Annotated in this window: 19 protein-coding genes, 1 pseudogene and 1 riboswitch; of the genes and pseudogenes, 7 read left to right on the top strand and 13 right to left on the bottom strand. The window is 73.4% G+C overall.

Translation table 11 applies throughout. The features are described from left to right. Positions 1-36: 36 nt before the first annotated feature. Complete coding sequence (purU, locus tag CCO02nite_RS06085; protein WP_246117380.1) at positions 37-924, top strand: formyltetrahydrofolate deformylase; 888 nt, start codon at positions 37-39, stop codon at positions 922-924. A gap of 24 nt (positions 925-948) precedes the next feature. Here purU and CCO02nite_RS06080 read toward each other — a convergent pair whose 3' ends face one another. Further along, the gene (locus CCO02nite_RS06080) at positions 949-2124 is read right to left on the bottom strand and encodes a sugar ABC transporter permease (protein ID WP_146842244.1); all 1176 of its coding nucleotides are present in this window, start codon (positions 2122-2124) and stop codon (positions 949-951) included. Continuing rightward, the gene (locus CCO02nite_RS06075) at positions 2121-2846 is read right to left on the bottom strand and encodes an ATP-binding cassette domain-containing protein (RefSeq protein WP_146842344.1); all 726 of its coding nucleotides are present in this window, start codon (positions 2844-2846) and stop codon (positions 2121-2123) included. Before CCO02nite_RS06075 ends, CCO02nite_RS06080 begins: the two co-directional genes overlap by 4 nt. On the opposite strand from CCO02nite_RS06075, the pseudogene CCO02nite_RS06070 reads away from it, so the two are divergent. Together CCO02nite_RS06070 and CCO02nite_RS06065 are read left to right on the top strand one after the other, a co-directional pair. Then, positions 2847-3434 (top strand): annotated as a pseudogene (locus CCO02nite_RS06070) (carbohydrate ABC transporter permease); the annotation flags it as partial. It lies immediately after the preceding gene. Positions 3435-3628: 194 nt separating this feature from the next. Then, complete coding sequence (locus tag CCO02nite_RS06065; protein ID WP_146842243.1) at positions 3629-4051, top strand: hypothetical protein; 423 nt, start codon at positions 3629-3631, stop codon at positions 4049-4051. Between the two features lie 73 nt (positions 4052-4124). On the opposite strand, the gene pulA is transcribed toward CCO02nite_RS06065, so the two are convergent. From pulA to CCO02nite_RS06035, 6 genes are all read right to left on the bottom strand, one after another. After that, positions 4125-9899 carry a pullulanase-type alpha-1,6-glucosidase gene (gene pulA, locus CCO02nite_RS06060; RefSeq protein WP_146842242.1) on the bottom strand — a complete coding sequence of 1925 codons (5775 nt, stop codon included), beginning with the start codon at positions 9897-9899 and terminating at the stop codon, positions 4125-4127. 164 nt (positions 9900-10063) lie between these two features. Next, a complete protein-coding gene (locus tag CCO02nite_RS06055; protein WP_146842241.1) occupies positions 10064-10321 on the bottom strand; it encodes a DUF167 domain-containing protein in 258 nt (85 codons plus the stop codon). Position 10322: 1 nt separating this feature from the next. Then, on the bottom strand, positions 10323-11315 hold the full coding sequence (locus CCO02nite_RS06050) for a malate dehydrogenase (RefSeq protein ID WP_222593150.1): 993 nt from the start codon (positions 11313-11315) through the stop codon (positions 10323-10325). 39 nt (positions 11316-11354) lie between these two features. Further along, the gene (locus CCO02nite_RS06045; RefSeq protein ID WP_146842240.1) at positions 11355-12038 is read right to left on the bottom strand and encodes a GNAT family N-acetyltransferase; all 684 of its coding nucleotides are present in this window, start codon (positions 12036-12038) and stop codon (positions 11355-11357) included. Positions 12039-12202: 164 nt separating this feature from the next. After that, positions 12203-12892 (bottom strand): GNAT family N-acetyltransferase, encoded by a 690-nt coding sequence (locus CCO02nite_RS06040; RefSeq protein ID WP_146842239.1) that lies wholly within the window; start codon positions 12890-12892, stop codon positions 12203-12205. Between the two features lie 158 nt (positions 12893-13050). Beyond that, positions 13051-14268 carry an NADP-dependent isocitrate dehydrogenase gene (locus tag CCO02nite_RS06035; protein ID WP_146842238.1) on the bottom strand — a complete coding sequence of 406 codons (1218 nt, stop codon included), beginning with the start codon at positions 14266-14268 and terminating at the stop codon, positions 13051-13053. 150 nt (positions 14269-14418) lie between these two features. Between CCO02nite_RS06035 and CCO02nite_RS06030 the strand changes: the two genes are divergently transcribed. Then, positions 14419-15432 carry an aquaporin gene (locus CCO02nite_RS06030; protein ID WP_146842237.1) on the top strand — a complete coding sequence of 338 codons (1014 nt, stop codon included), beginning with the start codon at positions 14419-14421 and terminating at the stop codon, positions 15430-15432. A gap of 84 nt (positions 15433-15516) precedes the next feature. Here CCO02nite_RS06030 and CCO02nite_RS06025 read toward each other — a convergent pair whose 3' ends face one another. After that, on the bottom strand, positions 15517-15912 hold the full coding sequence (locus CCO02nite_RS06025) for a DUF3017 domain-containing protein (protein WP_146842236.1): 396 nt from the start codon (positions 15910-15912) through the stop codon (positions 15517-15519). 40 nt (positions 15913-15952) lie between these two features. Between CCO02nite_RS06025 and CCO02nite_RS06020 the strand changes: the two genes are divergently transcribed. Further along, entirely contained in the window at positions 15953-17146 is a 1194-nt protein-coding gene (locus CCO02nite_RS06020) for an NAD(P)/FAD-dependent oxidoreductase (RefSeq protein ID WP_146842342.1), read from the top strand. A 176-nt stretch (positions 17147-17322) separates the two neighbouring features. Here the strand turns inward: CCO02nite_RS06020 and purH are convergent, their stop codons facing one another. Continuing rightward, complete coding sequence (purH, locus tag CCO02nite_RS06015) at positions 17323-18969, bottom strand: bifunctional phosphoribosylaminoimidazolecarboxamide formyltransferase/IMP cyclohydrolase (RefSeq protein ID WP_146842235.1); 1647 nt, start codon at positions 18967-18969, stop codon at positions 17323-17325. Between the two features lie 29 nt (positions 18970-18998). Then, positions 18999-19086: riboswitch (ZMP/ZTP riboswitch) on the bottom strand. 4 nt (positions 19087-19090) lie between these two features. Further along, complete coding sequence (locus tag CCO02nite_RS06010) at positions 19091-19855, bottom strand: TetR/AcrR family transcriptional regulator (RefSeq protein WP_146842234.1); 765 nt, start codon at positions 19853-19855, stop codon at positions 19091-19093. A 121-nt stretch (positions 19856-19976) separates the two neighbouring features. On the opposite strand from CCO02nite_RS06010, the gene CCO02nite_RS06005 reads away from it, so the two are divergent. Beyond that, positions 19977-20933 carry an NAD-dependent epimerase/dehydratase family protein gene (locus CCO02nite_RS06005; RefSeq protein WP_146842233.1) on the top strand — a complete coding sequence of 319 codons (957 nt, stop codon included), beginning with the start codon at positions 19977-19979 and terminating at the stop codon, positions 20931-20933. 24 nt (positions 20934-20957) lie between these two features. On the opposite strand, the gene purN is transcribed toward CCO02nite_RS06005, so the two are convergent. Next, a complete protein-coding gene (gene purN, locus CCO02nite_RS06000) occupies positions 20958-21542 on the bottom strand; it encodes a phosphoribosylglycinamide formyltransferase (RefSeq protein ID WP_222593158.1) in 585 nt (194 codons plus the stop codon). A gap of 245 nt (positions 21543-21787) precedes the next feature. Here purN and CCO02nite_RS05995 point away from each other — a divergent pair, with 245 nt between their 5' ends. After that, positions 21788-22468, top strand: coding sequence for a hypothetical protein (locus CCO02nite_RS05995; RefSeq protein ID WP_146842231.1), 681 nt, complete (start codon positions 21788-21790; stop codon positions 22466-22468). Positions 22469-22530: 62 nt separating this feature from the next. Here the strand turns inward: CCO02nite_RS05995 and CCO02nite_RS05990 are convergent, their stop codons facing one another. After that, positions 22531-23796 carry a cell division protein PerM gene (locus tag CCO02nite_RS05990; RefSeq protein ID WP_146842230.1) on the bottom strand — a complete coding sequence of 422 codons (1266 nt, stop codon included), beginning with the start codon at positions 23794-23796 and terminating at the stop codon, positions 22531-22533. Between the last annotated feature and the right edge of the window lie 12 nt (positions 23797-23808).

Below are 23808 nucleotides of genomic sequence, written 5' to 3'. Positions count from 1 at the left end.
TCAGCCGTCCGGCGCGTCGGACTACTCTCGGGCCTCGTGTCCCACACTGTGACGCTCGCGAATCACCCGACGGCACCCGACCCCACGCACTGGGTCCTGACGCTGTCCTGCCCGGACCGCCCCGGCATCGTGCACGCCGTCGCCGGGCTGCTCGCCGAGCACCGGGGCAACATCACCGAGTCGCAGCAGTTCGGCGACGAGCTCTCGGGGCTGTTCTTCATGCGGGTCCAGTTCACCGCGTCGGTGGCCCGCGACGAGCTGACGACCGCGCTCGACGCGCTCGCGCCGCGCTTCGGCCTGCAGTGGACGCTCGACGTCGCCGGCCGGCCCGTGCGCACGCTCGTGCTGGGCTCGACGGCCGCGCACTGCCTCAACGACCTCGCGTTCCGGCAGCGCTCCGAGAACCTGCCGATCGACATCGTCGCTGTCGTCTCGAACCACACCGTGCTCGAGCCGCTCGCGCAGTTCTACGGCATCCCGTTCCACCACGTACCGGTCACGGCCGCGACGAAGGCCGCGGCGGAGGCCCGGCTCCTGCAGCTCGTCGAGGAGCTGGACGTCGAGCTCGTCGTGCTCGCGCGGTACATGCAGATCCTGTCCGACGACCTGTGCCGGGAGCTCAGCGGCCGGGTCATCAACATCCACCACTCGTTCCTGCCCTCGTTCAAGGGCGCCCGCCCCTACGCGCAGGCGCACGACCGCGGCGTCAAGCTCATCGGCGCGACCGCGCACTACGTGACCGGCGACCTCGACGAGGGGCCGATCATCGAGCAGGACGTCGAGCGGGTGGACCACTCCCGCGGCGTCGAGGACCTCGTGGCGCTCGGGCAGGACGTCGAGCGGCGCGCGCTCGCGCGGGCCGTGCGGTGGCACGCCGAGCACCGCGTGCTGCTCGACGGGCACCGCACGATCGTCTTCCGCTGACGGCGGCGCCCGGGCTCGCGACCGTCAGGCCGCCTCGCGCGCGCGTCGCATCAGCGCGTCGATCGTGACGGCGCCCGCCAGCACGATTCCGGTCACGATCAGGCGCGCGGACGTGTCCTGGTTCAGCAGGATCAGGCCGTTGCTGATCGACTGGACGACGAGCGCCCCGAGCAGTGCCGACCATGCCGACCCGCGCCCGCCGAACAGGCTCGTCCCGCCGATGACCGCCGCGGCGATCGCGAGCAGCATGACCTCGGGCGCGCCGGTCGCCTGGTTCGCCGCCGCGAGCCGACCCGCCGCGACGACGCCGCCGAGGACGGCGAGCGTCGAGCAGCCCACGAACACCGTGACGAGCACGAGCCGCACGGGGACGCCCGCCCGGCGTGCCGCCTCGGCGTCGCCACCGACGGCCCGCACCCAGCGTCCCCAGCGCGTGCGGCGCAGCAGCAGGTCGACCGCTCCGACGAGCCCGACGAAGATCGCGAAGATCGCGCCCACGCCGCGGTTGGTACCGAGGTACGCGACCACGACGCCCAGCCCGACGGCCACGGCCACGACCTGCACGGCGAGGCGTGCGACCGACGCGGCGGGCAGCTCGGCGCGCAGACGTCGGGCGCGGGTCACGAACAGGCTCACGGCGTAGCCGACGACGAGCACGACGACGAGCGTCCACGAGGTGCCCGGGCTCAGGTAGAGGGTCTGCGCCAGCTCGACGAGCCAGGACTCGAACGGCAGGTTCACCGACCCCGTCGTGCCGAGGACCCGCAGCTGCAGGCCGGTCACCGCGAGCAGCCCGGCGAGCGTGAACACGACGACCGGCACGGCGAGGCGGGTGTACGCGAGGCCGTAGGCGGAACCGACGAGCCCGCCGACGACGAGGGCGAGCAGCACGGCGAGCCACAGCGGCCAGCCCCCGTGCACCACGCCGACCGCGACGAGGGCGGCGGCCAGACCGGAGACCGCACCCACGGACAGGTCGAGCTGACCCACGTGCAGCGTGAGGACGACGCCGAGCGCCAGGATCCCGACGACCACGGACTGCTGGGTGAGGTTCACGAGGTTGTCCGCGGACAGGAAGGTCGGGTCGATCGCGGCGAGCACGAGCCACAGCAGCCCGAGCACGAGCGCGATCGGCAGCGTGCGCAGCTCGCCGACGCGCACGCGTGCCCACAGGCTCCGCAACGGGTCCAGTGCGCTCACCGCGTCACCCCCGCGCCTGTGACGGCCGCGAGCAGCTCCTCGTAGCTGGACCGTCGGCCGTCGAACTCGCCGTTGGTGCGCCCGAGCCGCAGCACGACGATGCGGTCGGCGACCGCCTGCACGTCCACGATCGAGTGGCTGGTGAGCACGACGCCGTGGCCGCGCGAACGCAGGCGCTCGACGAGCGCGAGGAACTCGGCGGTCTGGGTGAGGCCGAGCGACGCGGTCGGCTCGTCGAGCACGACGATGCGCGGCGCGCCGAGCAGCGAGCGCGCGATGGCGACAGCCTGCCGCTGCGCGCCGGAGAGCGCGGCGACCGGGACGCGCACCGACGGAACGCGCGCGGCGAGCTGCCCGAGCAGCTCCCAGGCGCTTCGCTCCATCGTGACCTCGTCGAGCAGGCCGGCACGCGTGGCCTCGTGGCCCAGGAACAGGTTCTCGACGACGTCGAGGTTCTCGCACAGCGCGCGGTCCTCGAACACCCCCGCGATGCCGTGGGCGCGGGCGGCGGCCGGTGAGCCGAGCGTCACGGGTCGTCCGTCGCGCAGGATCTCCCCCCGGTCCGGGGCGAGCGCGCCCGTGAGCACGCCGACGAGCGTCGACTTGCCCGCCCCGTTGTCCCCGACGACCGCCACGACCTCGTTGGCGTGCACGTCGAGGTGCACGTCGGCGAGGGCGCGCGCGGCGCCGTAGCTCTTGCCGACGCCGCGCAGCGACAGCAGCTGATCTCGTCGTTCCTCGGCTCGATGAACGGCTTCGTGCTGTCCCGCTGGCGGTTCCCCGGGGCCGACCTCGTCTTCACGCTGATCCTGTTCGGGATGTTCATCCCGTACCAGGCCGTCATGATCCCGCTGGCCCAGATCGTGCAGGACCTCCGCGTCCCGTCCGGGACACCGTCGCTGATGCTGCTCCACGTCATCTACGGCATCCCGATCACGACGCTGATCTTCCGCAACTACTACCAGTCGGTGCCGAACGAGCTCATCGAGGCGGCGCGCGTCGACGGAGCGGGGATGCTGCGCACGTACCTCTCGGTGGTCCTGCCGCTGTCGATCCCCGCGTTCGTCGTCGTGCTGATCTGGCAGTTCACGTCCGCCTGGAACGACTTCCTGTTCGCGGTGTTCTTCTCCTCGAGCCAGAACGGCCCCGTCACCCTGGCGCTCAACAACCTCGCCAACGGCGCGATGCTGACGAACTACGGCTCGTCGATGGCCGGCGCGATGATCGCCTCGCTGCCGACCCTGCTCATCTACGTCCTTCTCGGCAAGTACTTCATCGGCGGACTCATGTCCGGCTCCGTGAAGGGCTGACACCCGGACGGTCCCGGTCCCCCGCAGCCGGAACGGGACCGTCCGGCGTGGGTCGCCGCCGGTCCCGCTGGGGGGGACCGGCGGCAGCTCACGGGTGATATCTCCGGGCATCTCGGGACGATCCACCGCCACGCGGTCCGTGCGGACGGTCGTGCGTGTGAGCATCGGGACACCCCACCCCGAAGGGCTCCCCCGTGTCGCTGACCACCACGCGCCGTCGCCTCGCCGCGGCCGCCGCCGGCCTGCTCGTCGTCGTCCCGCTCGCGCTCGTCGGGCCCGGCGCGTCGGCCGCGCAGCCGGCCACCCTGGCACCCGCCGCGAGCGCCGCCGCGACGCGCTCCTGCTCCGCGAGCGCGTCCCCCTCGAACCCGCGTCAGTACTCCTGGACGACGATCAAGGTCGCCGGTACGACGAAGGGCGCCAAGGTCACGACGACGGCGCACTACAAGACGACGACGACGAAGCACAGCGCCACCGCCGACGCGAAGGGCAAGGCGTCGGTCGACTACTACGTCTCGGGTGCGACGGTCGGCTACCGGGTTCGCGTGGACGTCGTCGCGACGAAGGGTTCGACCCGCTGGACCTGTTCGACGTCGTTCACGCCCCGCGCGCGCTGAGCGCAACCAGCACGACGAGGGCCCCGTCGGTCGCACCGCAGTGCGCGACCGACGGGGCCCTGTTCGTGTGCTGCTAGAACCCGGCGAACGCGGAGGGGCGCGTCGGGATCTTCTCGACGAGCACCGCGACGGTGCGCGCCGGCACGGTGACCGCACCCGCGGCCTTGTTCCACGAGGTCGTCTTCACCACGGCGTCGGACCCGGTCGCCTGCGCCGGAGCCAGGGTCAGGGCGTGACCGGCGAGGCCGGCCAGTGACTGGGTCGTGGCCTCGTCGGACGCGTTGTAGATCACGACCACCCGCTCGTAGCGCCGGTCGATGTCCGCGCCGGCACCCGTGCCCGCGACGTCGTCGACCTGCATGACGATCACGCCGGGCGTCGCGTCCGCACCGCTGCCCGGGAAGGTGACCCGGTCCTCGATGAGGTCCGCGTAGCCGAGCCGGAGCAGCGGCAGCGACTCGCGCAGCCGCAGGAGGTCCAGCGCGCCGGCCTCGGCCGTCGCGATGTCACCGGCCGACGGCTTGAGCGACGCGTCGGCGAGCAGCGGCGCCTGGATGGCCCACTTCGACGAGTTGTCGGCTGCCATCGGCAGACCGCGGCCGAAGCCGTTGTCCTGCCCCGACAGGTCGAGCGAGTTGAACCAGTCGCCCGAGTTGTAGCTGTTGCGGTCGAGCGACTTGCTGCGCAGCAGCTCGGCACCCGCGTGCCAGAAGCTGGGGGTCTGCGCGAGCGCGGTCGTCGCGAGCGACAGCGTGTTCATCCGCACGCGGTCGGACATCGTCGTGTCCGTCGGCAGCTTGTACGTCAACGCGTCCCACAGGGTCTCGTTGTCGTGCGCGTCGACGTACGTGACGACCTCCTGCGGCGAGGAGGCGTATCCGGCGGGCTGGCCGTTGTAGTCGACCTCGTCGCCGGAGTGCTCGACCCCGTCGCTCGTCGTGAACGTGAAGTCGCGCAGGTTGCCCGCCAGCCCGAGCCGCACGAGGTCGCCCTGGTGCTGCACACGGGCGAGCTGAGTGGCCTCGTCGCCGTTGGCCGCGACCCCGTTCGGGTCGGTGTACGCACCCGAGCCGAAGCCCTGGATGCGGGGGTCCTCGTCGAACGGGCCGCCGCCGCGCACGGCGTCACGGAGCCGGTCGGAGAAGGTGCCGATCCCCGTGCCGTCGAGCTGGCCCTGCGTGGCCTGCTTGAACAGCGCGTTGTTCGCGACCTCGCCGAAGTTCCAGCCCTCGCCGTAGAGGTAGACGTTCTTGCCGTTCACCCCGTCCTTGGCGACCGTGAGCTTGTCGAGGGCCGCGCGGATCGCCTTCATGTTGTGCACCGAGTGGTGACCCATGAGGTCGAACCGGAAGCCGTCGACCTTGTAGTCACGCGCCCACCGCACGACCGTGTCGACCATGACCTTCTCGGCCACCCGGTGCTCGGTCGCGACGTTCTGGCAGCACGTCGAGGTCTGCACCTTGCCGGCCGCGTCGAGACGCTGGTAGTAGCCGGGCACGACCTTGTCGAGCACCGAGTCGTCGGCCTGACCGCTCGCCGCGGTGTGGTTGAACACCTGGTCGAGCACGACCTGCAGGCCCGCCGTGTGCAGCGCGCCGACCATCGTGCGGAACTCCTTGATCCGCGTGCCGCCGGTGGGGTTGGTGGCGTACGAACCCTCGGGCACGCCCCAGTGCAGTGGGTCGTAGCCCCAGTTGAAGCCGTCCTGGTCGGCCACCGCGGCGACACAGGCCTGCTGCTGGTCGGAGTCCGGGGCGTACGACGCGAGGTCGCAGTCCGGGACCGCCTGCGCGCTGCGGTTCTCCTCGATCGTCGCGATGTCGAACGTCGGGAGCAGGTGCACCGTCGTCATCCCGGCGTCCGCGAGCTGCTCGAGGTGCTTCATCCCCGTCGTCGTGGGGTCCGCGAACGCGAGATAGGTGCCTCGGCGCTTGGCCGGGACGCTCGTGTCGTTGATCGAGAAGTCACGGACGTGCAGCTCGTAGATGGTCTGGTCGACCGCCCGCACCGCGGGCTGGGTGGCCGTGACCCACTGGCTGGGCCGGTAGGTCGGGTCGGCGAGGTCGACGAGCACCGAGTGGGTCGAGTTCACGGTCAGCGCGACCGACATGGGGTCGGTCACCTTGTTCGTGACGACCTTGTCCACGGTCGGGGCGTAGACCTTCACCTTCCACTGGTAGGCGGCGCCCTTCCACTCCTTCGCGCCGGTCAGGGCCCACACGCCCGTGGACCACCGCTTCGCCGGCACCACCGTCGGCGCCTTCGTCGTGTCGCCGTTCGGCCACACGAGCAGCGACACGGACTGCGCCGTCGGGGCCCACAGCGAGAGCTTGGGACGCCCGGTGGCGAGCCAGGTCACGCCGAGGTTCACCGACTTCACCTTGGACGCGTACAGCGCGTCGAGGACGCCCGGGACCTGGACGCCGGACGCCGCCTGCAGCGTGCCCTCGTCGTCCGCCTGAGTGACCAGCAGCTTGCCCTTGAGCAGGCTCTTGACCGCGGTCCCGGCGGGCACCGTCAGCGCGACGTACCCGTGCAACGCGGGGAACCGGGCGAGCTGGGCCGTCGTGAGGCCGTCCTCGTCGTACCCGAGCGTCACCGTGCCGGCCGCGTTGACCAGATCGCCGTCCGTGATCCTCATCGACCCCTTGCGGGAGTACCCGAGCTGCCACACGAGGTCGGCCGGGTCGGTGCCCTCGGGCACCCAGCTCGACGGCACCGCGATCGTCGAGGCGTCGACCCAGTGCGCGAACGTCTGGCCGTAGCCCGTCAGCGGCGGGTCCGTGACCTCGATCGTCATCACGTGCGTGGCGAGCACGTACGTGAACGTCACCGGCTTGCCGCCGGGCGCGACGAACCCGTAGTTCGCGCCGCCGGGCGTGCCGCCGACGCCGTAGTTCTCGGTCCAGCCGAGGCCGTGCGCGACCTTGGCCTCGTACGCGCCCTCGGGCAGGTCGTTCACCGTGAGCGTGTACGTGCCGTCACCTTCGGGGTCCTGGAGCCAGGTCACCATGCACTCCGGCGCCCAGTCACCCGCGCAGCCGGCCTCGGACTGGAACGAGCCGGGAACGGTGGCGATCGGCCCCTGCGCGGTCGACGTGAACCAGTGCGTGACCGCGTCGTAGTAGAACGTCACCGGACCGTCGGCGGCGAGCGTGTAGGAGTCGTTGGGACCGTCCTTCACGCCGCCCTTGCCGTAGTTCTCGGTCCACGAGCCGCCGATCGCGACCTTGTACTCGTAGGTGCCGGCCGGGATGGTGAACGTGCCGGCGTAGACGCCGTCGGCCCGCTTCGTCAGTCGCGCGGCCTCGCAGTCGGGCTGCCAGTCACCCGGGCAGCCCATCTCGGAGTTGTGCGCGCCGGGGACGCTCACCACGAGGTCGCCGGTCGGCGGCTCGGGCACCACACCGTCCACCGCACGTCCCACGGCCACGTACGACGAGTCGGCGGAGCGGTGACCCGCGGCGTCGACACTCACGGCGCGCAGCTCGAGCAGCGCGCCGTCGGCGATGCCGGCACTGTCGAGGTAGACCCGCGGGCTCGTCGACTCGGCGGTGCCGAGCGCGGTCCACGCGTCGTCGCCCACCACGCGGTAGGCGAACGACGTCTGGCTCCACACGTCCGTGGCGACGTCGGCCACCACGGCGACCTGACCGGACAGGCCCGTGCCCGCGGCCGGGGCGGAGACCGTCAGACCGCCCGCGGCGGCGGGGGCGACGACCTCGGCATCCGCGACGAGCACGACCGCGCCGAGCGCGGGGACGGTGACCTCGACGTTGCCGTCGGCGTCCGCCGTGACCTCGTCGTGCGTGCCGTAGACGCCCGTGAAGGTCGCGCCCGGCGTCAGCGAGTCGATCGTGACGGTCGACGCGCTCGTCGCGCTGTTCGCGGCGACGAGGTGCTCGATCCGCTCGGTCGGGTCGACGCGCGAGAACGCGTAGACCGAACCGGTCGAGTAGCGCTCGATCTGGGCGCCCTCGGTCAGGGCCGGGTGGCTCGAACGCAGCTCGGCCAGGTCCGCGATGTGCGTGTAGAGCGCCGAGTCGGTGTCGTACCGATCCTGCGAGCCGAGGGTCGTGCCGTCGAGCAGCGGCTGGTTCTGGTAGGAGGCGACCTGCGACGCGAACAGCGTCTGGCGCGCGTCCTTGTCACCACCCGTGCCGGCGAAGCCCTGCTCGTCGCCGTAGTAGACGACGGGCTGACCGCGCGTGAGGTACATCAGGTCGTGCGCGAGGGCCGAGCGCTGCTCCGCCTGCGTCGTGCCGGCCAGGAAGTACCCGACGCGGCCCATGTCGTGGTTGCCGAGGAACGTGGGCAGCGCCTGCGCGTTCGTCGTCGGGGTCGTGTAGTGGTCGTCGCCCGCGAACAGCGCCTTGAGGCCGGCTGCCGACCCGCCCTTCGCGAAGTTCACCGCGGCGGACTGGAACGTGAAGTCGAGCACGGCGTTCATGTCCGACTCGCGCAGGTACGGCGCGAGCTTGACCGGGTCGGCGTCGTAGACCTCGCCGAACATGAAGAAGTCGGGGTTGCCCGCGTCGGCCGCGTGCTGCGAGACGCGCGTCGTGAACTCCTGCCAGAACTCGAAGTTCACGTGCTTGGCGGTGTCGATCCGGAAGCCGTCGACGCCGAGGTCGACCCACTGGTCGTACACGTCGACGAAGCCGTCGACGACCTCGGGGTTCTCGGTCATCAGGTCGTCGAGACCCGAGAAGTCGCCGTACGTCGTCGACTCACCCGAGTACGTCGAGTTCCCGCGGTTGTGGTAGAGCGTGACGTCGTTGAGCCACGCCGGGACCTTGACGTCCGCGTCCTCGTCGGCGACGACGGGCGTGTAGGGGAACGAGGTCGCCGGGTCGAGCGTCGGGAAGCTGTCCGTGCCCGCGTAGTCGGCCGGGTCGAACGGCGTGCCGTCCGCGTCGCGGTACGGCGAGGTCGCCTGGTCGATGTAGTCGTACTCGCCCTGCTCGTAGTCGATGACGTCGGCCGTGTGGTTGGTGATGATGTCGAAGTACACGTCGATGCCGCGCGCGTGCGCGTCCTCGATGAGCTGCTCGAGCTCCTCGTTGGTGCCCAGGTGCGGGTCGATCTGCGTGAAGTCGGTGATCCAGTAGCCGTGGTACCCGGCGGACACGTCCGCGCCGGTGCCCTGCACGGGCCGGTTCTTGAACGACGGCGTGAGCCAGATCGCGGTCGTGCCCAGACCCTCGATGTAGTCGAGCTGCTCGCGCAGACCCGCGAGGTCGCCGCCCTCGTAGAAGCCCTTGTCCGTGGGGTCGAAGCCCGTGGTGAGCCGGTCACCCGTCAGGCCGCCCTCGTCGTTGTCCGTGTCGCCGTTCGCGAACCGGTCGGTCATGACGAAGTAGAAGCTCTTGCCCGCGCCCGGGTCGCGCACCGGGTCGGCGACGATCTGGTCGTCGGACTCGTCGGTGTCGCCCGCCAGCGTCAGGGGCGTGAGGCTGGTGCGGTGCGTCGTGTCGTCGTACGTGAACCGGATCGTCGTGGGGCCGGCGACGACGAGCGGCGTGTTGTCGCCGGTCCCGTCGATGCCGTACGACTCGGTCCACGCGCCGTCCAGCGCGACCTTGTACTGGTAGCTGCCGGCCGGCACCTCGAACTCGGCGGAGAACGTGCCGTCGCCGACGGGGGCAAGCCCGGTCTGCGGGCACGTCGGGTCCCAGTCGCCGGCACAGCCCAGTGCCTGCTGCAGGTCGCCGACGAGGGTTGCGCTGGTGGCCGCCGCGGCGGCCGGTGCGTTGGGGAGGATCACGCCGACGGCGCCTGCGGCGACGACGGCGGTGGCGGTCAGGACTGCGGAGAAGCGGCGGACGCGTGCGTCGGCTACCGGCATCGGGGACTCCTTCGTCACCCCCGCGACCCCTGTGTCGCGGGCGGATGCCGCCGACCGTATCGGCTTGCAGCAAGTTGCAGCAATAGTCGACGCGGAATCGTGACCCGTTGCCGAATCGTTCTGCCGCGTTCTCAGCGCGGGTGTGATCGGGCGCGGCCGTCGACTCAGTCGTCGAGGCACGCGGCGACCTGCGCCGCCGCGTCGTCGGGGACCTCGACGAGCTTGTCGCGGCTCGTCGCGCCGCGCACGAGCGCGACCTCGCGACGGCGCACGCCGAGCGCGTCCGCGAGCGCCGCGAGGGCGGCCTCGGTGGCCGCACCGTCGACCGCGCGCGCCGTCACGGCCACGACGAGCCGCTCGCCGTGGCGCCCGCCGACGCGCGTGCGCGACGCCCCAGGCCGGACCCGGATCTCGACGCGCACGTCAGACGAGGCCGAGCGACCTGACCGACTCGCGCTCCTCGACGAGCTCCGCGACGGACGCGTCGATGCGCGCACGGGAGAAGTCGTCGACGTCGAGGTCGGGCACCACGTGCCACGCGCCGCCCGACGAGGTGACCGGGAACGACGCGACCAGACCCTCGGGCACGCCGTACTCACCGTGCGAGACGACGCCCGCGGAGGTCCAGTCCCCCTCGGGCGTGCCGTGCACCCAGGTGTGGACGTGGTCGATCGCGGCGTTGGCCGCGGACGCCGCGGACGAGGCCCCGCGCGCCTCGATGATCGCGGCGCCGCGCTTGGCGACCGTCGGGATGAAGGTCTGCTCGACCCACTCGTGGTCCACCAGCCCGGTCGCGGCCTGGCCGCGCACGGTCGCGTGCGTGAGGTCCGGGTACTGCGTGGCCGAGTGGTTGCCCCAGATCGCCAGCCGCCGGATCTCGTCGACACCGCTGCCCGTGCGCGCGGCGAGCTGTGCGACCGCGCGGTTGTGGTCGAGCCGCGTCATCGCGGTGAACCGGTCCGCCGGGACGTCGGGCGCGTGGGAGGCCGCGATGAACGCGTTGGTGTTGGCCGGGTTGCCCACGACGAGCACGCGCACGTCGTCGGCCGCGCCGGCGTTGATGGCCTCGCCCTGCGGCCGGAAGATGCCGCCGTTGGCCGAGAGCAGGTCGCCGCGCTCCATGCCCGCGGTGCGCGGACGGGCTCCGACGAGCAGCGCGACGTTCACGCCGTCGAACGCGGCCCGCGCGTCGTCGAGCACGTCGATGCCCGCGAGCAGCGGGAACGCGCAGTCGTCGAGCTCCATCGCGGTGCCCTCCGCGGCGCGCACGGCCGGCGGGATCTCGAGCAGCCGCAGCCGCACCGGCGTGTCCGGACCGAGCAGCTGCCCCGAGGCGATCCGGAACAGCAGCGCGTAGCCGATCTGTCCGGCGGCCCCGGTGACGGTCACGACGGCGGGGGTGGCAGCAGCAGACACGGGCGGGCTCCTTCGATCGACGGTCGCGCTCACCGCAACCTACCGCGCGGCGACGCCCTCGGCGCGCGCCCCCCTGGGCCGTGCGAGCCGGTGGATCCACGGTCCGTCCGGCCCGAGCGGGACCGGCTCACCGGCGGGTTCGTAGCCCAGCGCGCGGTAGTACGTGAGGTTCGCCGGCCGCGTCGTCTCCAGGTAGCCCCGCTCACCGTCGGCATCGACGACCGCGAGCACCCGCGACATCAGCAGGCGGCCCAGCCCGGCGTGCTGCCGGTCCGGCCGCACCCCGAGCGCCTCGACGTACCAGGCGTCGGTCGGCACCCCCGCCGAGGTCAGGTCGCCGAAGCGGGCCAGACCTCGCCCGTGCGTCCTGGTGCGCACGGCAACGGCCGCCAGCCGCGGAAGCAACCGCCCCCAGCGCGCGAGCGTCAGCGGGTAGCGCCCCGGCGGGTACACCGCGACGACGCCCGTGACCTCCGCGCCGGCGTCCGTCTCGCACGTCGTCGCGTACACGCGGCCGTGCCGCAGCGCGTCCGTGAGCGTCATCCGGTACAGCGTGCGCAGCTCGCCCTCTCGGCGGGCCTCGTCCGGGAACAGGTGGCAGTAGCCGGGATCGTCGACGAGCGCGGCGGCCAGCACGGCGGCGGCCTCGTCGAGCCGGTCGGCGCGCAGGCGCGCGACCTCGTCGAGCGCGGGCGACCGTTCGGTCGTCGACGACGTCGGCATGGTGCCGAGCCTGAACCGGACGAGCGTCCAGGTTCAACCGTCGGACCGCCCACTGACCCGTGCGCGCCGATCCGGTCGGCCCTGCTGCCACAGGTGGGCACGCCGCACACGGGACGGAGGTCCCGTCGGGCTGGTTCGTCGGGCTGGTTCGTCGGGCTGGCTCGTCAGGCGTGCTTGCCGACGAGGTCGTGGTTGCGGTCCGTCACGACCGCGCGCGCCATCGGGTGGATGAACGGGCCGCCGGGCGCGAGCGGGATCGGCGCGCGCACGGGTTCGTAACCCAGCGCGCGGTAGTACTCGACGTTCGCGGGCTTCGTCGTCTCGAGGTAGCCCGTGCCGCCGCTGGAGTCGACGAGCTCGAACACCTGCGCCATGAGCGCCTTGCCGCGCCCCTGCAGCTGCATGTCCGGCCGCACCCCGAGCGCCTCGACGTACCAGGAGTCGGTCGGGACACCCTCGGACGTGAGGTCGCCGAACTTGATCAGCCCGAACGCGTGCGTGCGGGTCCGCAGCGCGAGCGCCGCGATCCGGCCGGCCAGCCGCCACCAGCGTGCGGTCGTCATCGGATAGGTGCCCGGCGCGTACAGCGCGACCGCACCCGTGATCTCGTCGTCGAGCACGGTCACGAACGCGCGCCCGTGCCGCAGGGTGTCGCTCAGCGTCATCCGGTACAGGCCGCGCAGCTCGTGCTCCCGACGACGGTCGTCGGGGAACAGGTGCCGGAACCCGGGGTCCTCCGCGAGCGCCGCGGCGAGCACGTCGGCCGCGTCACCGAGCCGTTCCGGGCGCAGCGGTTCGACGCGGTCGGGCAACGGCCCACCGCGCCGCGAACCGCTCACCCGTTCGGACGACATGCACAGATCGTCTGCCGGACAGGTGTCCAACCGCAAATGTTGGCGACCCCTGCGCCGTGGCGGACGCCGGCAGGATCACCCGGACGGAGCAGCACGACGCCGCCGCCCGGCGTGGGGCGACGGCGTCGGTGCGAACGTTCGTGCTGGTCAGGACCGTGTCACGCGAGGCGCGCGGCGAGGTTCTCGTCGAGCGCCGCCAGGAACTCCTCGGTGGTCAGCCACGGCTGCTCCGGGCCGATCAGGAGCGCGAGGTCCTTGGTCATCTTGCCGCTCTCGACCGTCGTGATGACGACGTCCTCGAGCGTCTCGGCGAACTGCGTGACCTCGGGCGTGCCGTCGAGCTTGCCGCGGTGCTTGAGGCCACCGGTCCACGCGAAGATCGACGCGATCGGGTTGGTCGACGTCGGCCTGCCCGCCTGGTGCTGGCGGTAGTGGCGCGTGACCGTGCCGTGCGCCGCCTCCGCCTCGACGGTCTTGCCGTCCGGCGTCATGAGCACCGACGTCATGAGGCCCAGCGAGCCGAAGCCCTGCGCGACGGTGTCGGACTGCACGTCGCCGTCGTAGTTCTTGCACGCCCAGACGTAGCCGCCCTCCCACTTCATCGCGGCCGCGACCATGTCGTCGATCAGGCGGTGCTCGTACGTGAGGCCCGCGGCCTCGAAGTCCGCCTTGAACTCGGTGTCGAAGACCTCCTGGAAGATGTCCTTGAAGGCACCGTCGTAGGCCTTGAGGATCGTGTTCTTCGTCGAGAGGTAGACCGGGTAGCCGCGCTGCAGGCCGTACGCGAACGACGCGCGCGCGAAGTCGCGGATCGAGTCGTTGAAGTTGTACATGCCCATCGCCACGCCGCCGCCGTCGGGGTACGTGACGACCTGCTGCTGGATCGGCTCCGAGCCGTCGGCCGGCGTGAACGTCAGCGTGAGCGTGCCGGCGCCGGGCACCTTGAAGTTCGTCGCCTTGTACTGGTCGCCGTGGGCGTGACGGCCGATGATGATCGGCTTGTTCCAGCCGGGCACCAGGCGCGGGATGTTGGAGATGATGATCGGCTCGCGGAAGACGACGCCACCGAGGATGTTGCGGATCGTCCCGTTGGGCGACAGCCACATCTTCTTGAGGCCGAACTCCTCGACGCGGGCCTCGTCGGGCGTGATCGTGGCGCACTTCACGCCGACGCCGTGCTCCTTGATGGCGTGCGCCGCGTCGATCGTCACCTGGTCGTCCGTCGCGTCGCGGTTCTCGATCGACAGGTCGTAGTAGCGCAGGTCGACGTCGAGGTACGGGTGGATCAGACGGTCCTTGATGAACTGCCAGATGATGCGCGTCATCTCGTCGCCGTCGAGCTCGACGACCGGACCGACGACCTTGATCTTCGCCATACGAGATCTCCTGGTGTGTAGGTGGTTGCGCCAAGATTACTCGACGTCGAGAGATCTCTGGTGAGACGAACGTCCGACCACCAAGACGGCTCGCCCGTACGGCTGGCATGCTGTGGCGCACGCACGACGTCATCGACCGACAGGATCGTCATGTCCCAGGACACCACCCCGGCGGGTTCGCCCGAGCCCGACCCGACACCCGCGCCCCTCGAGCCCGCACCCGGCTACGACTCGCCCGTCAACAGCGAGCCCGTCGCGGCTCCCGTCGAGGCCGCACCCGTGTTCGAGCCGCAGGTCGAGCCGCCCGTCGCCGTCGCGGCCGGGTCCAGCCTGCTCGCCCGGCTCGGCGCCGAGCTGTTCGGCACCTTCTTCCTCGTGCTCGCGGGCCTGGGCGTCGCGCTCTACGCCAGCGCGCAGTTCGCCGGCGTCGGCGGCGGCGCCGGAGCGCTCGCGGTCGCGCTCGCGTTCGGCATCGCGGTGGCCGGCGGCGCAGCCGCCGTGGGCCACGTCTCGGGCGGGCACTTCAACCCCGCCGTGACGCTGGGTGCGTGCATCGCGGGTCGCACGCCGTGGCGCGACCTGCTGCCCTACTGGCTCGTGCAGCTCGTCGGCGGCGCGATCGCCGCGTCCGCGGTGTTCGTCACGATCCCGTCCGGTCTCGCCGCCCAGCTCAGCAGCGGCGGCACCGGCCCCACCACCACGCGGGCGTTCTTCTCCGGGCTCGCCAACGGCTTCGGTGACCACTCGCCGCTCGGGACCGCGTCGAGCGGCGAGCTGACCTTCTCGCTGTTCGCCGCGCTCGTCGTCGAGGTCATCGTCACCGCCGTGTTCGTCGGGGTCATCCTGGGCGTCACGGACCGTCGCGCCGACTCGAAGATCGCGCCGCTGATCATCGGCCTCACCCTCGCGGTGCTGATCCTGGTGGCGATGCCCGCGACGAACGCGTCGGTCAACCCGGCCCGCTCGTTCGCCGCCGCGCTCTACTCCGACACGTGGGCGTGGCAGCAGCTCTGGGCGTTCGTCGTGGCGCCGCTCGCGGGCGGTGCGCTCGCGGCGATCGTCTACCGCGCGTTCGCCAACCCGCCGCTCGACGACGAGGAGTTCGGCGACGACGAGTCGGCCTACGAGGTCGAGGAGATCGTGGTCGTCGAGCGCTCCGCCTGACGCCTCTGCACGACCCTCGTCGGACGGCCTCGCACCCACGCGGTGCGGGGCCGTCCGCGCGTCCGCTCCGGACCGCGCGCTCGGTCAGATCGGGCCGGTGGGCAGGATCGCGGCGAGCACCGAGATCCCCACCGCGAGCACGACCAGCACCGTCGCGTCGAAGGTCTTCGAGCGGACCGCGACGGCCACCGGGCCCGGCTTGGGCAGCAGCACGCGCGCGACGGCGCCCGCGAGCAGCACCCCGGCCAGCACCCACGACCCGGCCGCGGTCCCGGCGAGCAGAGCCACGACGACCGCGAGCAGCACTCCGCCGCACACCCACCACAACGACGCGTTGCGCGCCGCGTCCTGGGACGCGCGCGCGATCGCGCGGGGGTCGAGCCGCTGCTCCCGCGCCGGGATCCGCGCAGGGGCCTGCGCGGGGACCTGCGTGCCGTCCTGCGTCATCCCACCGCCCGGGTCGAGTTCGCCGTCGGGCATGTGCCCTGGCCGGTGAGACTACCGTTGCCGGGTGAGCGCGATGCCGGACCCCCGCAGCGTGCTCGTCGTCGGCGCCGGCCTGGCGGCGACCCAGACCGCCGCGGCGCTGCGTGAGCAGGGGTTCGACGGCCGGCTCACGGTCCTGGGTGCCGAGGGCGTGGCGCCCTACGACCGGCCCCCGTTGTCCAAGCACCTGCTGGACCGTCCGGCGCCCGAGTGGTTGTCCGACGAGATCGGCGTGGACCTCTCGTCGCTCGCCGACGAGACGGCCTACGACGAGCCCGCGCGCACCCTCGTCGTGCACGACGAGGGTGCGACCGTGACCACCGACCGGCGCGAGCTCACCGTCGACGTCGTCGTCGTCGCCACCGGGGCTCGCGCGGTGCGGCCCGCCGGGTGGGACCACGCCCTCACGCTGCACACCGCGGCCGACGCCGCCGCGCTGCGGTCCCGGCTGGTGCCGGGAGCGCGCCTCGTCGTGATCGGTGCGGGCTGGATCGGTGGCGAGGTCGCGGGGGTCGCGGCCGCCGCCGGTCTCGACGTCACCGTGGTCGAGGCCGCCCCCGCACCGCTCGCAGGTCCGCTCGGCGCGCGCATCGGGGCACTCGCCGCACGCTGGTACGACGAGGCAGGCGTGCGACTCGTGCTCGGCGCGCAGGTCGCGGGGGTGTCCGCCGATGCCGTCACGCTCGCCGACGGGCGACGCGTCCCCGCGGACGTCGTGCTCGCCGCGGTCGGCGCCCGGCCCGCCACCGCGTGGGTCGCCGACGCACTGCCCCGGGAGCGGGACGGGTCGTTGCGCACCGACGAGTCGTTCGCGGTGCTCGGACCCGACGGCCCGCTGCCCCACGTCCGGGCGGTCGGCGACGTCGCCCTACGACGCTCGGCCCGGCACGGCTGGGTCCCGGGCGGGCACTGGGACGGCGCGCTGCACGGACCCGCCGAGTTCGCGGCCGACCTGCTGCGACCGGGTGACCGGTCCCCCGGCGACCGCGCGCCCTACGTGTTCTCGACGATGCTCGGCCACAGCCTCACGCTCTTCGGACTGCCCGCGCCGGACGACGAGCCCCTGGTGCTCGGCGACCCCGCCGGCCCCGAGGGCTGGTCGGCCCGCTGGTACCGCCCCGGCACGGACACGGTGACCGCCGCGCTGACGGTCGACCGCCCCCGCGAGGTCTCGTCCCTGCGCCGCCTCTTCGCCGCCCCCACCCTCCCCGCCCTCCCGCGCCCCTGACGCCCCGCACATCGACGGACCCGCCGCGCCTGCGGACGGCCCGGGCACCTGCGGACGTCGCGCGCATCGACGGACCCCGCGCTGGCGCGGTCCACGGACGCTGCGGCCGTCCGCAGACGGTGCCCGGGTCCGTAGGCGAGGGTGGGGGCAGGGGTGCGGGGTGGGTGGGGTGTGGGTCAGTGGGCGAAGTGGCGGGTGCCCGTGAGGTAGAGGGCGACGCCCGCGGCCTGCGCGGCCGCGATCACCTCGTCGTCGCGGACGGAGCCGCCCGGCTGGACCACCGCGCGCACGCCCGCGTCGAGGAGCACCTGCAGGCCGTCGGCGAACGGGAAGAACGCGTCCGAGGCCGCGACGGCCCCGCGGGCACGCTCGACCTCACCCGTGTTGGCCCGCTCGACCGCCAGTCGGCACGAGTCGACGCGGTTGACCTGGCCCATGCCCACGCCGACGGACGCGCCGCCCGTGGCCAGCAGGATCGCGTTGGACTTCACCGCGCGCACCGCGCGCCACGCGAACGCGAGGTCGGCGAGGGTCGCGTCGTCGGCCGGGGCGCCGGCGGCCAGGGTCCAGGTCGTCGGGTCGTCGCCGGGCGCGTCGATCGCGTCGACGGCCTGCAGGAGCAGCCCGCCGGAGATGCGGCGCGACTCCACGCCCCGCGCCGGCGCGGCGGGAACCACGAGGAGCCGCAGGTTCTTCTTCTGCGTCAGGAGCGCGAGCGCGTCGTCGTCGAACCCGGGCGCGACGACCACCTCGGTGAACACGGGGGCGATCTGCTCGGCCGCCGCCAGCGTGACCACCCGGTTCGTCGCGATGACGCCGCCGTAGGCGGACACCGGGTCGCACGCGTGGGCGCGGGCGTGCGCGTCGGCGACGTCCGCGCCGACCGCGATGCCGCACGGGTTGGCGTGCTTGATGATCGCGACCGTCGGCAGGTCGCCGTGGTCGTGCGCGGCGCGCCACGCGGCATCCGCGTCGACGTAGTTGTTGTAGCTCATGGCCTTGCCGTGCAGCTGGCGGGCCTGCGCGAGGCCGGCCGGGCCGTAGCCGTCGGTGTACAGCGCGGCGCGCTGGTGCGGGTTCTCGCCGTAACGCAGCACGTCGGCGCGCTCCCAGGTCGCCCCGATCCAGGCCGGGAAGCCGGTGGAGACGCCGTCGACCTCGTCGGTCGTGGTCGCGACGCTGCCCATCCAGGACGCGACCGCGACGTCGTAGGTCGCCGTGTGCACGAACGCCTCGGCGGCGAGTCGCGTGCGCTGCGCGAGCGTGAACCCGCCGGCCGCGACGGCCGCCGCGACGTCGTCGTACCGCGCGGGGTCGACGACGACCGCGACGCTCGGGTGGTTCTTGGCGGCCGCGCGCACCATCGACGGCCCGCCGATGTCGATCTGCTCGACGCACTCGTCGGGCCCGGCGCCGGACGCGACGGTCGCGGTGAAGGGGTAGAGGTTCACGACGACGAGCTCGAACGGCGCGACGCCCAGCTCGACGAGCTGCGCGAGGTGCTCGGGGCGCCGCGTGTCCGCGAGGATCCCGGCGTGCACACGCGGGTGCAGCGTCTTGACGCGGCCGTCGAGGCACTCGGGGAAGCCCGTGAGGTCCTCGACCCGGGTGACGGGCACGCCCGCGGCGGCGATCGTCGCGGCGGTCGAGCCGGTGGAGACCAGCTCGACGCCGGCCGTGTGGAGCGCGCTCGCGAGCTCGACGAGCCCGGTCTTGTCGTAGACCGAGACGAGCGCGCGGCGCAGCGGACGGCGCGTCGCGTCGGAGCTCGGGTCGACGACCGGCTCGGTCGCGGTGGTGGGGACGGGCGGGACGGCGCTCATGCTCGCTCCTGGGTCGGCGATCTACGGGACCCAGGCACCCAGGCGGGCGGTGCGCTGCAGGGGACTTCGGCCGCTCCCCGGTGGTCGATCCCACCCGCGCCAGTCACGGCCGAGGGCGATTCTAGCCGCCGCCGAGCGGCACGCGCAGACCCACGCTCGCGCCGGCCGCCGCGAGGACGGCGTCGAGCAGCGCGTCGTGGTCGTCCGTCATGCCGTGCAGGTGGCCGAACAGCTCGGCGGTCGTCGCACCCAGCAGCGTCGTGAACAGCGGGACCGTGCGCACGACGAGGTTCTCGACGAGCTCGCGCGGCACGGCGGGACCCGCGACCGGTCCCCCGACGAGCCGCACGGCGGCGTCGATCATCTCGGTCGACATCAGGCCGTGCGCGACGCCGTCGAGCGCGGCGGGACCGAGCTCGCCGCGCTGCGCGGCAGCGGCGACCGTGGCCCCCAGCACGGCCCAGACCCGGGTGGCGTGCACGACGGTGTCGGGCGGTGCGGCGTACCCCGGGACGGGCGTGCCGTAGACGAGCTCGAACGAGTGGCGGTGCTCGCGGGCCCACCCGATGAACGCCCGACCGACCGCGAGCCACGTCGTCCCCGGGTCCGCGGGCGGATCGGCGGCGGTGGCCGACGCGGCTGCGGTCTCGACCACGGTGCCCACCTCGTCGTACGCCTCGATGATCAGCAACGTGAGCAGCGCGTCGCGCGAGTCGACGTAGCGGTACACGGCCGACGACGAGACGCCGAGGTCGCGCGCGACCGCGCGCAGCGAGAGCTCGGCGGCACCTTCCGCCGCGATGCGGGTGCGGGCCGCAGCGAGCAGGTCGGCGGTGAAGGAGGCGCGTGCGCGCTCGCGCGCGCTGACGGGTGGGGTGGCCGGCATGCCCGCATCCTAACGCGAGCACCGATCACATCTGTGAGCACTGCTCTTGACGCGCCGTCGGCGCATGCGCGAGCATTGCTCTCGCTAAAGAGCAGTGCTCACGCAATCAAGGGGAGTCACCATGGCCACGCACCTCGTCCTCGGCAAGGGTCCGGTCGGGACGTCGCTCGCGACGCTGCTCGGCGAGCAGGGGCACGACGTCGTCGTCGTCTCGCGCACCGGCGGGGCGGCCGGGACGCGCGTCGCCCGGTCGGGTCCGTTCCGGCACGTCGCGGCGGACGTCACGGACACCGCGGCGCTCACGAAGCTCGCACGCGGCGCGGAGGCGGTCCACTGCTGCGTCAACCCGCCATACCACCGGTGGCCGGAGCTGTGGCCGGCGCTCCAGACCGCTTCGCTCGACGCCGCCGAGGCGGTCGGCGCGGTGCACGTGATGGCCGGCAACCTCTACCCCTACGGCGCCGGGAGCGGTGTGATGCGCGAGGACGCGCCCGACGCCACGACCGAGACGAAGGGCCGCGTCCGTGCCGCGCTGTGGGCGCAGGCGCTCGAGCGGCACGAGGCCGGTCGCGTGCGGGCGGTGGAGGTCCGCGCGTCCGACTACTTCGGTCCCGGTGCGACCGGGGACGCGCACGCCGGCCGGCGCCTGCTCGGGCCGGTGCTGTCCGGCGGCGTGCTGCGGCCCGTCGGTGACCCCGACCAGCCGCACTCGTGGACCTACCTGCCCGACTTCGTCGCCGCGATGGCGCTCGCCGTGACGACGCCGGAGGCCTGGGGTCGCGTCGTGCTCGCGCCGACCGCCGGGCCGCAGACCTACCGCGAGCTCGCGACCGGGCTGGCCGAGGCGGCCGGGCGGCCGGTCCCCCGCATCTCGCCGCTCCCGGCGGCCATGCTCTCGGCGGTCAGCGTCGCGGTGCCGGCGATGCGCGAGGTCAAGCGGGTGTCCTACCAGTTCACCGAGCCGTTCGTCGTCGACAGCTCCGCCTCGCAGCGGATGCTGGGACTGGACCCGACGCCGTGGCCGGACGCCCTCGCCCGCACGGTCCAGTGGTGGCAGGCCCAGGCCGAGGCCGCCTGACCCGCCGGCGCGACGGTCGGCGGGTCAGCCCAACCGGACCTGCCGACCGTCGACCGTCATGCCCTCTCGCGCGATCCGTCCGACGACGTCGACGAGCAGGGCACGCTCGACGAGCTTGATCCGCTCGTGCAGGCTCTCCTCGTCGTCGTCGGCCTCGACGGGCACGGCCACCTGCGCGACGATCGGGCCGGAGTCGACACCCTCGTCGACCACGATCACCGTGCAGCCGCTGACCTTCACCCCGTACGCGAGCGCGTCCCGGACGCCGTGCGCGCCGGGGAAGGACGGCAGCAGCGCGGGGTGCGTGTTGACGATGCGGCCGCCCCACCGCGCCAGGAAGTCCGGCCCGAAGAGCTTCATGAAGCCGGCCAGCACCACCAGGTCGGGCGCGAAGACGCCCACGGCCTCGGCCGTCGCCCGGTCCCACGCCGCACGGTCCTCGAAGTCCCGCAGCGCGACGACGGCCGTCGGGATGCCCGCCTCGCGTGCGATCTCCAGCGCGCGGATGCCGGGCCGGTCGCTCACGACGCCGACGACGCGTGCGCCGTACGCGGGGTCGTCGTGCGCCTCGAGCAGCGCGCGCAGGTTCGAGCCCGTCCCCGAGACCATCACGACGAGCCTGGTCGCCGTGGTCGTCGACGCGGCGGGGGCGGGGGGCTGCGGGCCGGGTGCGCTCACGGCAGCGACCTTAGCGAACGCCGACGACGACGCGGGCCGTGTGCGCGGCGGGTGCGCGCGGGGCACCGCCGGGCGGGTGCGGGCGGGGTAGCGCCGCGCGGGTGCGGGGCAGCGACCGGCGCCCGCGACGGTGGTCGTCGCCCGTTTGCACGCTCCGGGTGGGTGAGAATGCGGGGGTGAGCAACCCGTACGCGCCGCCGCAGCCGCCGCGCCCGCCGGCCGAGGGTGAGCAGCGCCCGGACACGCCGCCGCAGCCCGACCAGCCGCAGCCCGACCAGCCGCAGCACGGGCCCGCGCAGCAGGGCCATGCGTCGTCGGGGCAGCAGCCCGGCTCCGCACCGCCGAGCGGCGGATGGACGGTCCCGCCGTACCTGCAGACGCCTCCGCAGGGACCGGTCTCGCAGGAACCGGCCTCGCACGGGCAGACCCCGCCGCACGAGCCCGGACAGGCGCGGCCGGTCGACGCGGCCGGGGTCGCCCGCGCCCGCGGCATCGCCCGCACGTTCGCCTTCCTCGTGCTCGCCGGTGTGCTCACGGGGCTGTTCCCGGTGCCGTGGTCGGGGGTGTCGCTCGTCTTCGCGGCCGCCGCGATCGTCGTCGGGATCCGCGCGCTCGTCGTCGCGCTCCGGGCGGGCGCGCGCGGCTCCCTGCCCGTGATGCTGGGGGTCGCGACCGCGAGCGCGGCGGGCTGGCTCGTCATCTCGCTCGCGCTGACGTTGCTGTGGCCGCTGCAGATCGAGCGCCAGGACTGCCTCGCCGGCGCCCTGACGCTCACCGCGCAGCAGCGTTGCGAGATCGCGTTCGAGCAGGGCGTCAAGGACTGGCGCACCGAGTTCGAGGAGCGCACCCGGCCCTGACCAGCCGGAGCCGGAGCCCGGGCCCCGGCACGGGCACGGGCACGGGCACGAATGGTCGACCCTCAGTCGTCGAGGCGCGCAGGGGTGGGCGCCGGACGCGACCGGTAGGACCGCCACCGTCGTCGTGCGCCTGCGTGCAGCACCGGGTCCGTCACGGTCGCGACCACGACCGCGCCGAGGGCGACCTCGAACGCGACCGCGAGCCCGACCGTGAACGCGGGTGCGCCGACCTGCACGAGCCGCCCCGGGCCGCCCGCACCGTTGGCGAGCAGCTGCAGCACCGTCATCGCTCCGCCCGCGCCGGCGCCGGCGACGAGCGCGGCCAGCGGAGCGTCGAACCAGCGTCGCCCCGCGCCGACCCGGCGCAGCGCCCGGTGCACGAACAACCCGGTCAGCGCGCCCGCGGCGACGACGACGAGCGGCATCCACACCGCGAGCCCGGGCACGCCCTCGGGCAGCGCGCCGAGCAGCGGTACGGCGGGCAGCGTGCCGCCCACGGTCCCGTCGGGCGCGAAGTGGGTGCCGGCCCCGACGACGAACCCGGGGCCGGCGAGCCACGCGGTCGCCCACAGCACCAGGTTGGGCAGGTAGAGGAGGTTCGCCAGGGCCAGCACGATCGCGCCGAGGCCGCCCGCGCCGAGCGACTCGGCGATGTCCATGACGGTCGAGCGACCGACGGCGATCCACGCGAGCACGAGGACGGCGCCCGCCACGACGATCGTCGCGAGCGCGACCACGGCGGCGCCCGCACCGACCCGGACGGCGATCGGGGCGCGTCCCGCGGCGCCAGGCAGCAGCGCGCGCCAGCCGGGCGCCTCCGGCCGGGCGGACGCCCCCAGGCCGAGGCCGGTGACGGCGACGGCCGCGCCGCCCAGCACACCTCGCAGCGCCCCGCCCGCACCCGCGCCCGTGACCAGGGCGAGCAGCACGACGAGCCCGCAGTACGCGCCGGTGCCCGCGAGCACCGCGGCCCTCGTCGCGGCCCCCGACCGGCGCATCGACGCCCAGCACGCGAAGACCGCGAGCAGCGTGACCCCGAGCGGGACCAGCGTCAGGCGGGTGCCCCCGATCACGGGCGGAACGCCATGCCCGGCGAGCCAGACCGCCGTACCGACCCGCACCGACCGGAACCACTCGACCCCGTCGTTCGCGGGGTCGGCGGAGGTCGCGACGTACGCACCGAGCGCCGGGACGACGATGACGAGCAGCGACAGCACCGCGCCCTGCACCGCCGCGATGACACCCGCGACCCACCGGGGGGAGCCGTCGAGCGCACTCGTCAGCAGCGGCCGGCGCGTACCGGGCTCGGGGTCGACGAGGAGGGTCACCGTGCCATGGTC

Origin of the sequence: Cellulomonas composti (genome assembly GCF_007990245.1) — a bacterium.
Classification (GTDB): Bacteria; Actinomycetota; Actinomycetes; order Actinomycetales; family Cellulomonadaceae; genus Cellulomonas; species Cellulomonas composti.
This window is presented reverse-complemented; position numbering and strand designations above follow the sequence as displayed.

Coding starts and splice junctions, on each gene's coding strand:
- purN (WP_222593158.1), bottom strand. CDS start 21,542: ATGGTCTCGGGGACGGGCTCGAACCTGCGCGCGCTGCTCGAGGCGCAC.
- pulA (WP_146842242.1), bottom strand. CDS start 9,899: ATGCCGGTAGCCGACGCACGCGTCCGCCGCTTCTCCGCAGTCCTGACC.
- CCO02nite_RS06035 (WP_146842238.1), bottom strand. CDS start 14,268: ATGGCGAAGATCAAGGTCGTCGGTCCGGTCGTCGAGCTCGACGGCGAC.
- CCO02nite_RS06005 (WP_146842233.1), top strand. CDS start 19,977: ATGGCCACGCACCTCGTCCTCGGCAAGGGTCCGGTCGGGACGTCGCTC.
- purH (WP_146842235.1), bottom strand. CDS start 18,969: ATGAGCGCCGTCCCGCCCGTCCCCACCACCGCGACCGAGCCGGTCGTC.
- CCO02nite_RS06025 (WP_146842236.1), bottom strand. CDS start 15,912: ATGCCCGACGGCGAACTCGACCCGGGCGGTGGGATGACGCAGGACGGC.
- CCO02nite_RS06010 (WP_146842234.1), bottom strand. CDS start 19,855: ATGCCGGCCACCCCACCCGTCAGCGCGCGCGAGCGCGCACGCGCCTCC.
- CCO02nite_RS06020 (WP_146842342.1), top strand. CDS start 15,953: ATGCCGGACCCCCGCAGCGTGCTCGTCGTCGGCGCCGGCCTGGCGGCG.
- CCO02nite_RS06030 (WP_146842237.1), top strand. CDS start 14,419: ATGTCCCAGGACACCACCCCGGCGGGTTCGCCCGAGCCCGACCCGACA.
- CCO02nite_RS06040 (WP_146842239.1), bottom strand. CDS start 12,892: ATGTCGTCCGAACGGGTGAGCGGTTCGCGGCGCGGTGGGCCGTTGCCC.
- CCO02nite_RS06045 (WP_146842240.1), bottom strand. CDS start 12,038: ATGCCGACGTCGTCGACGACCGAACGGTCGCCCGCGCTCGACGAGGTC.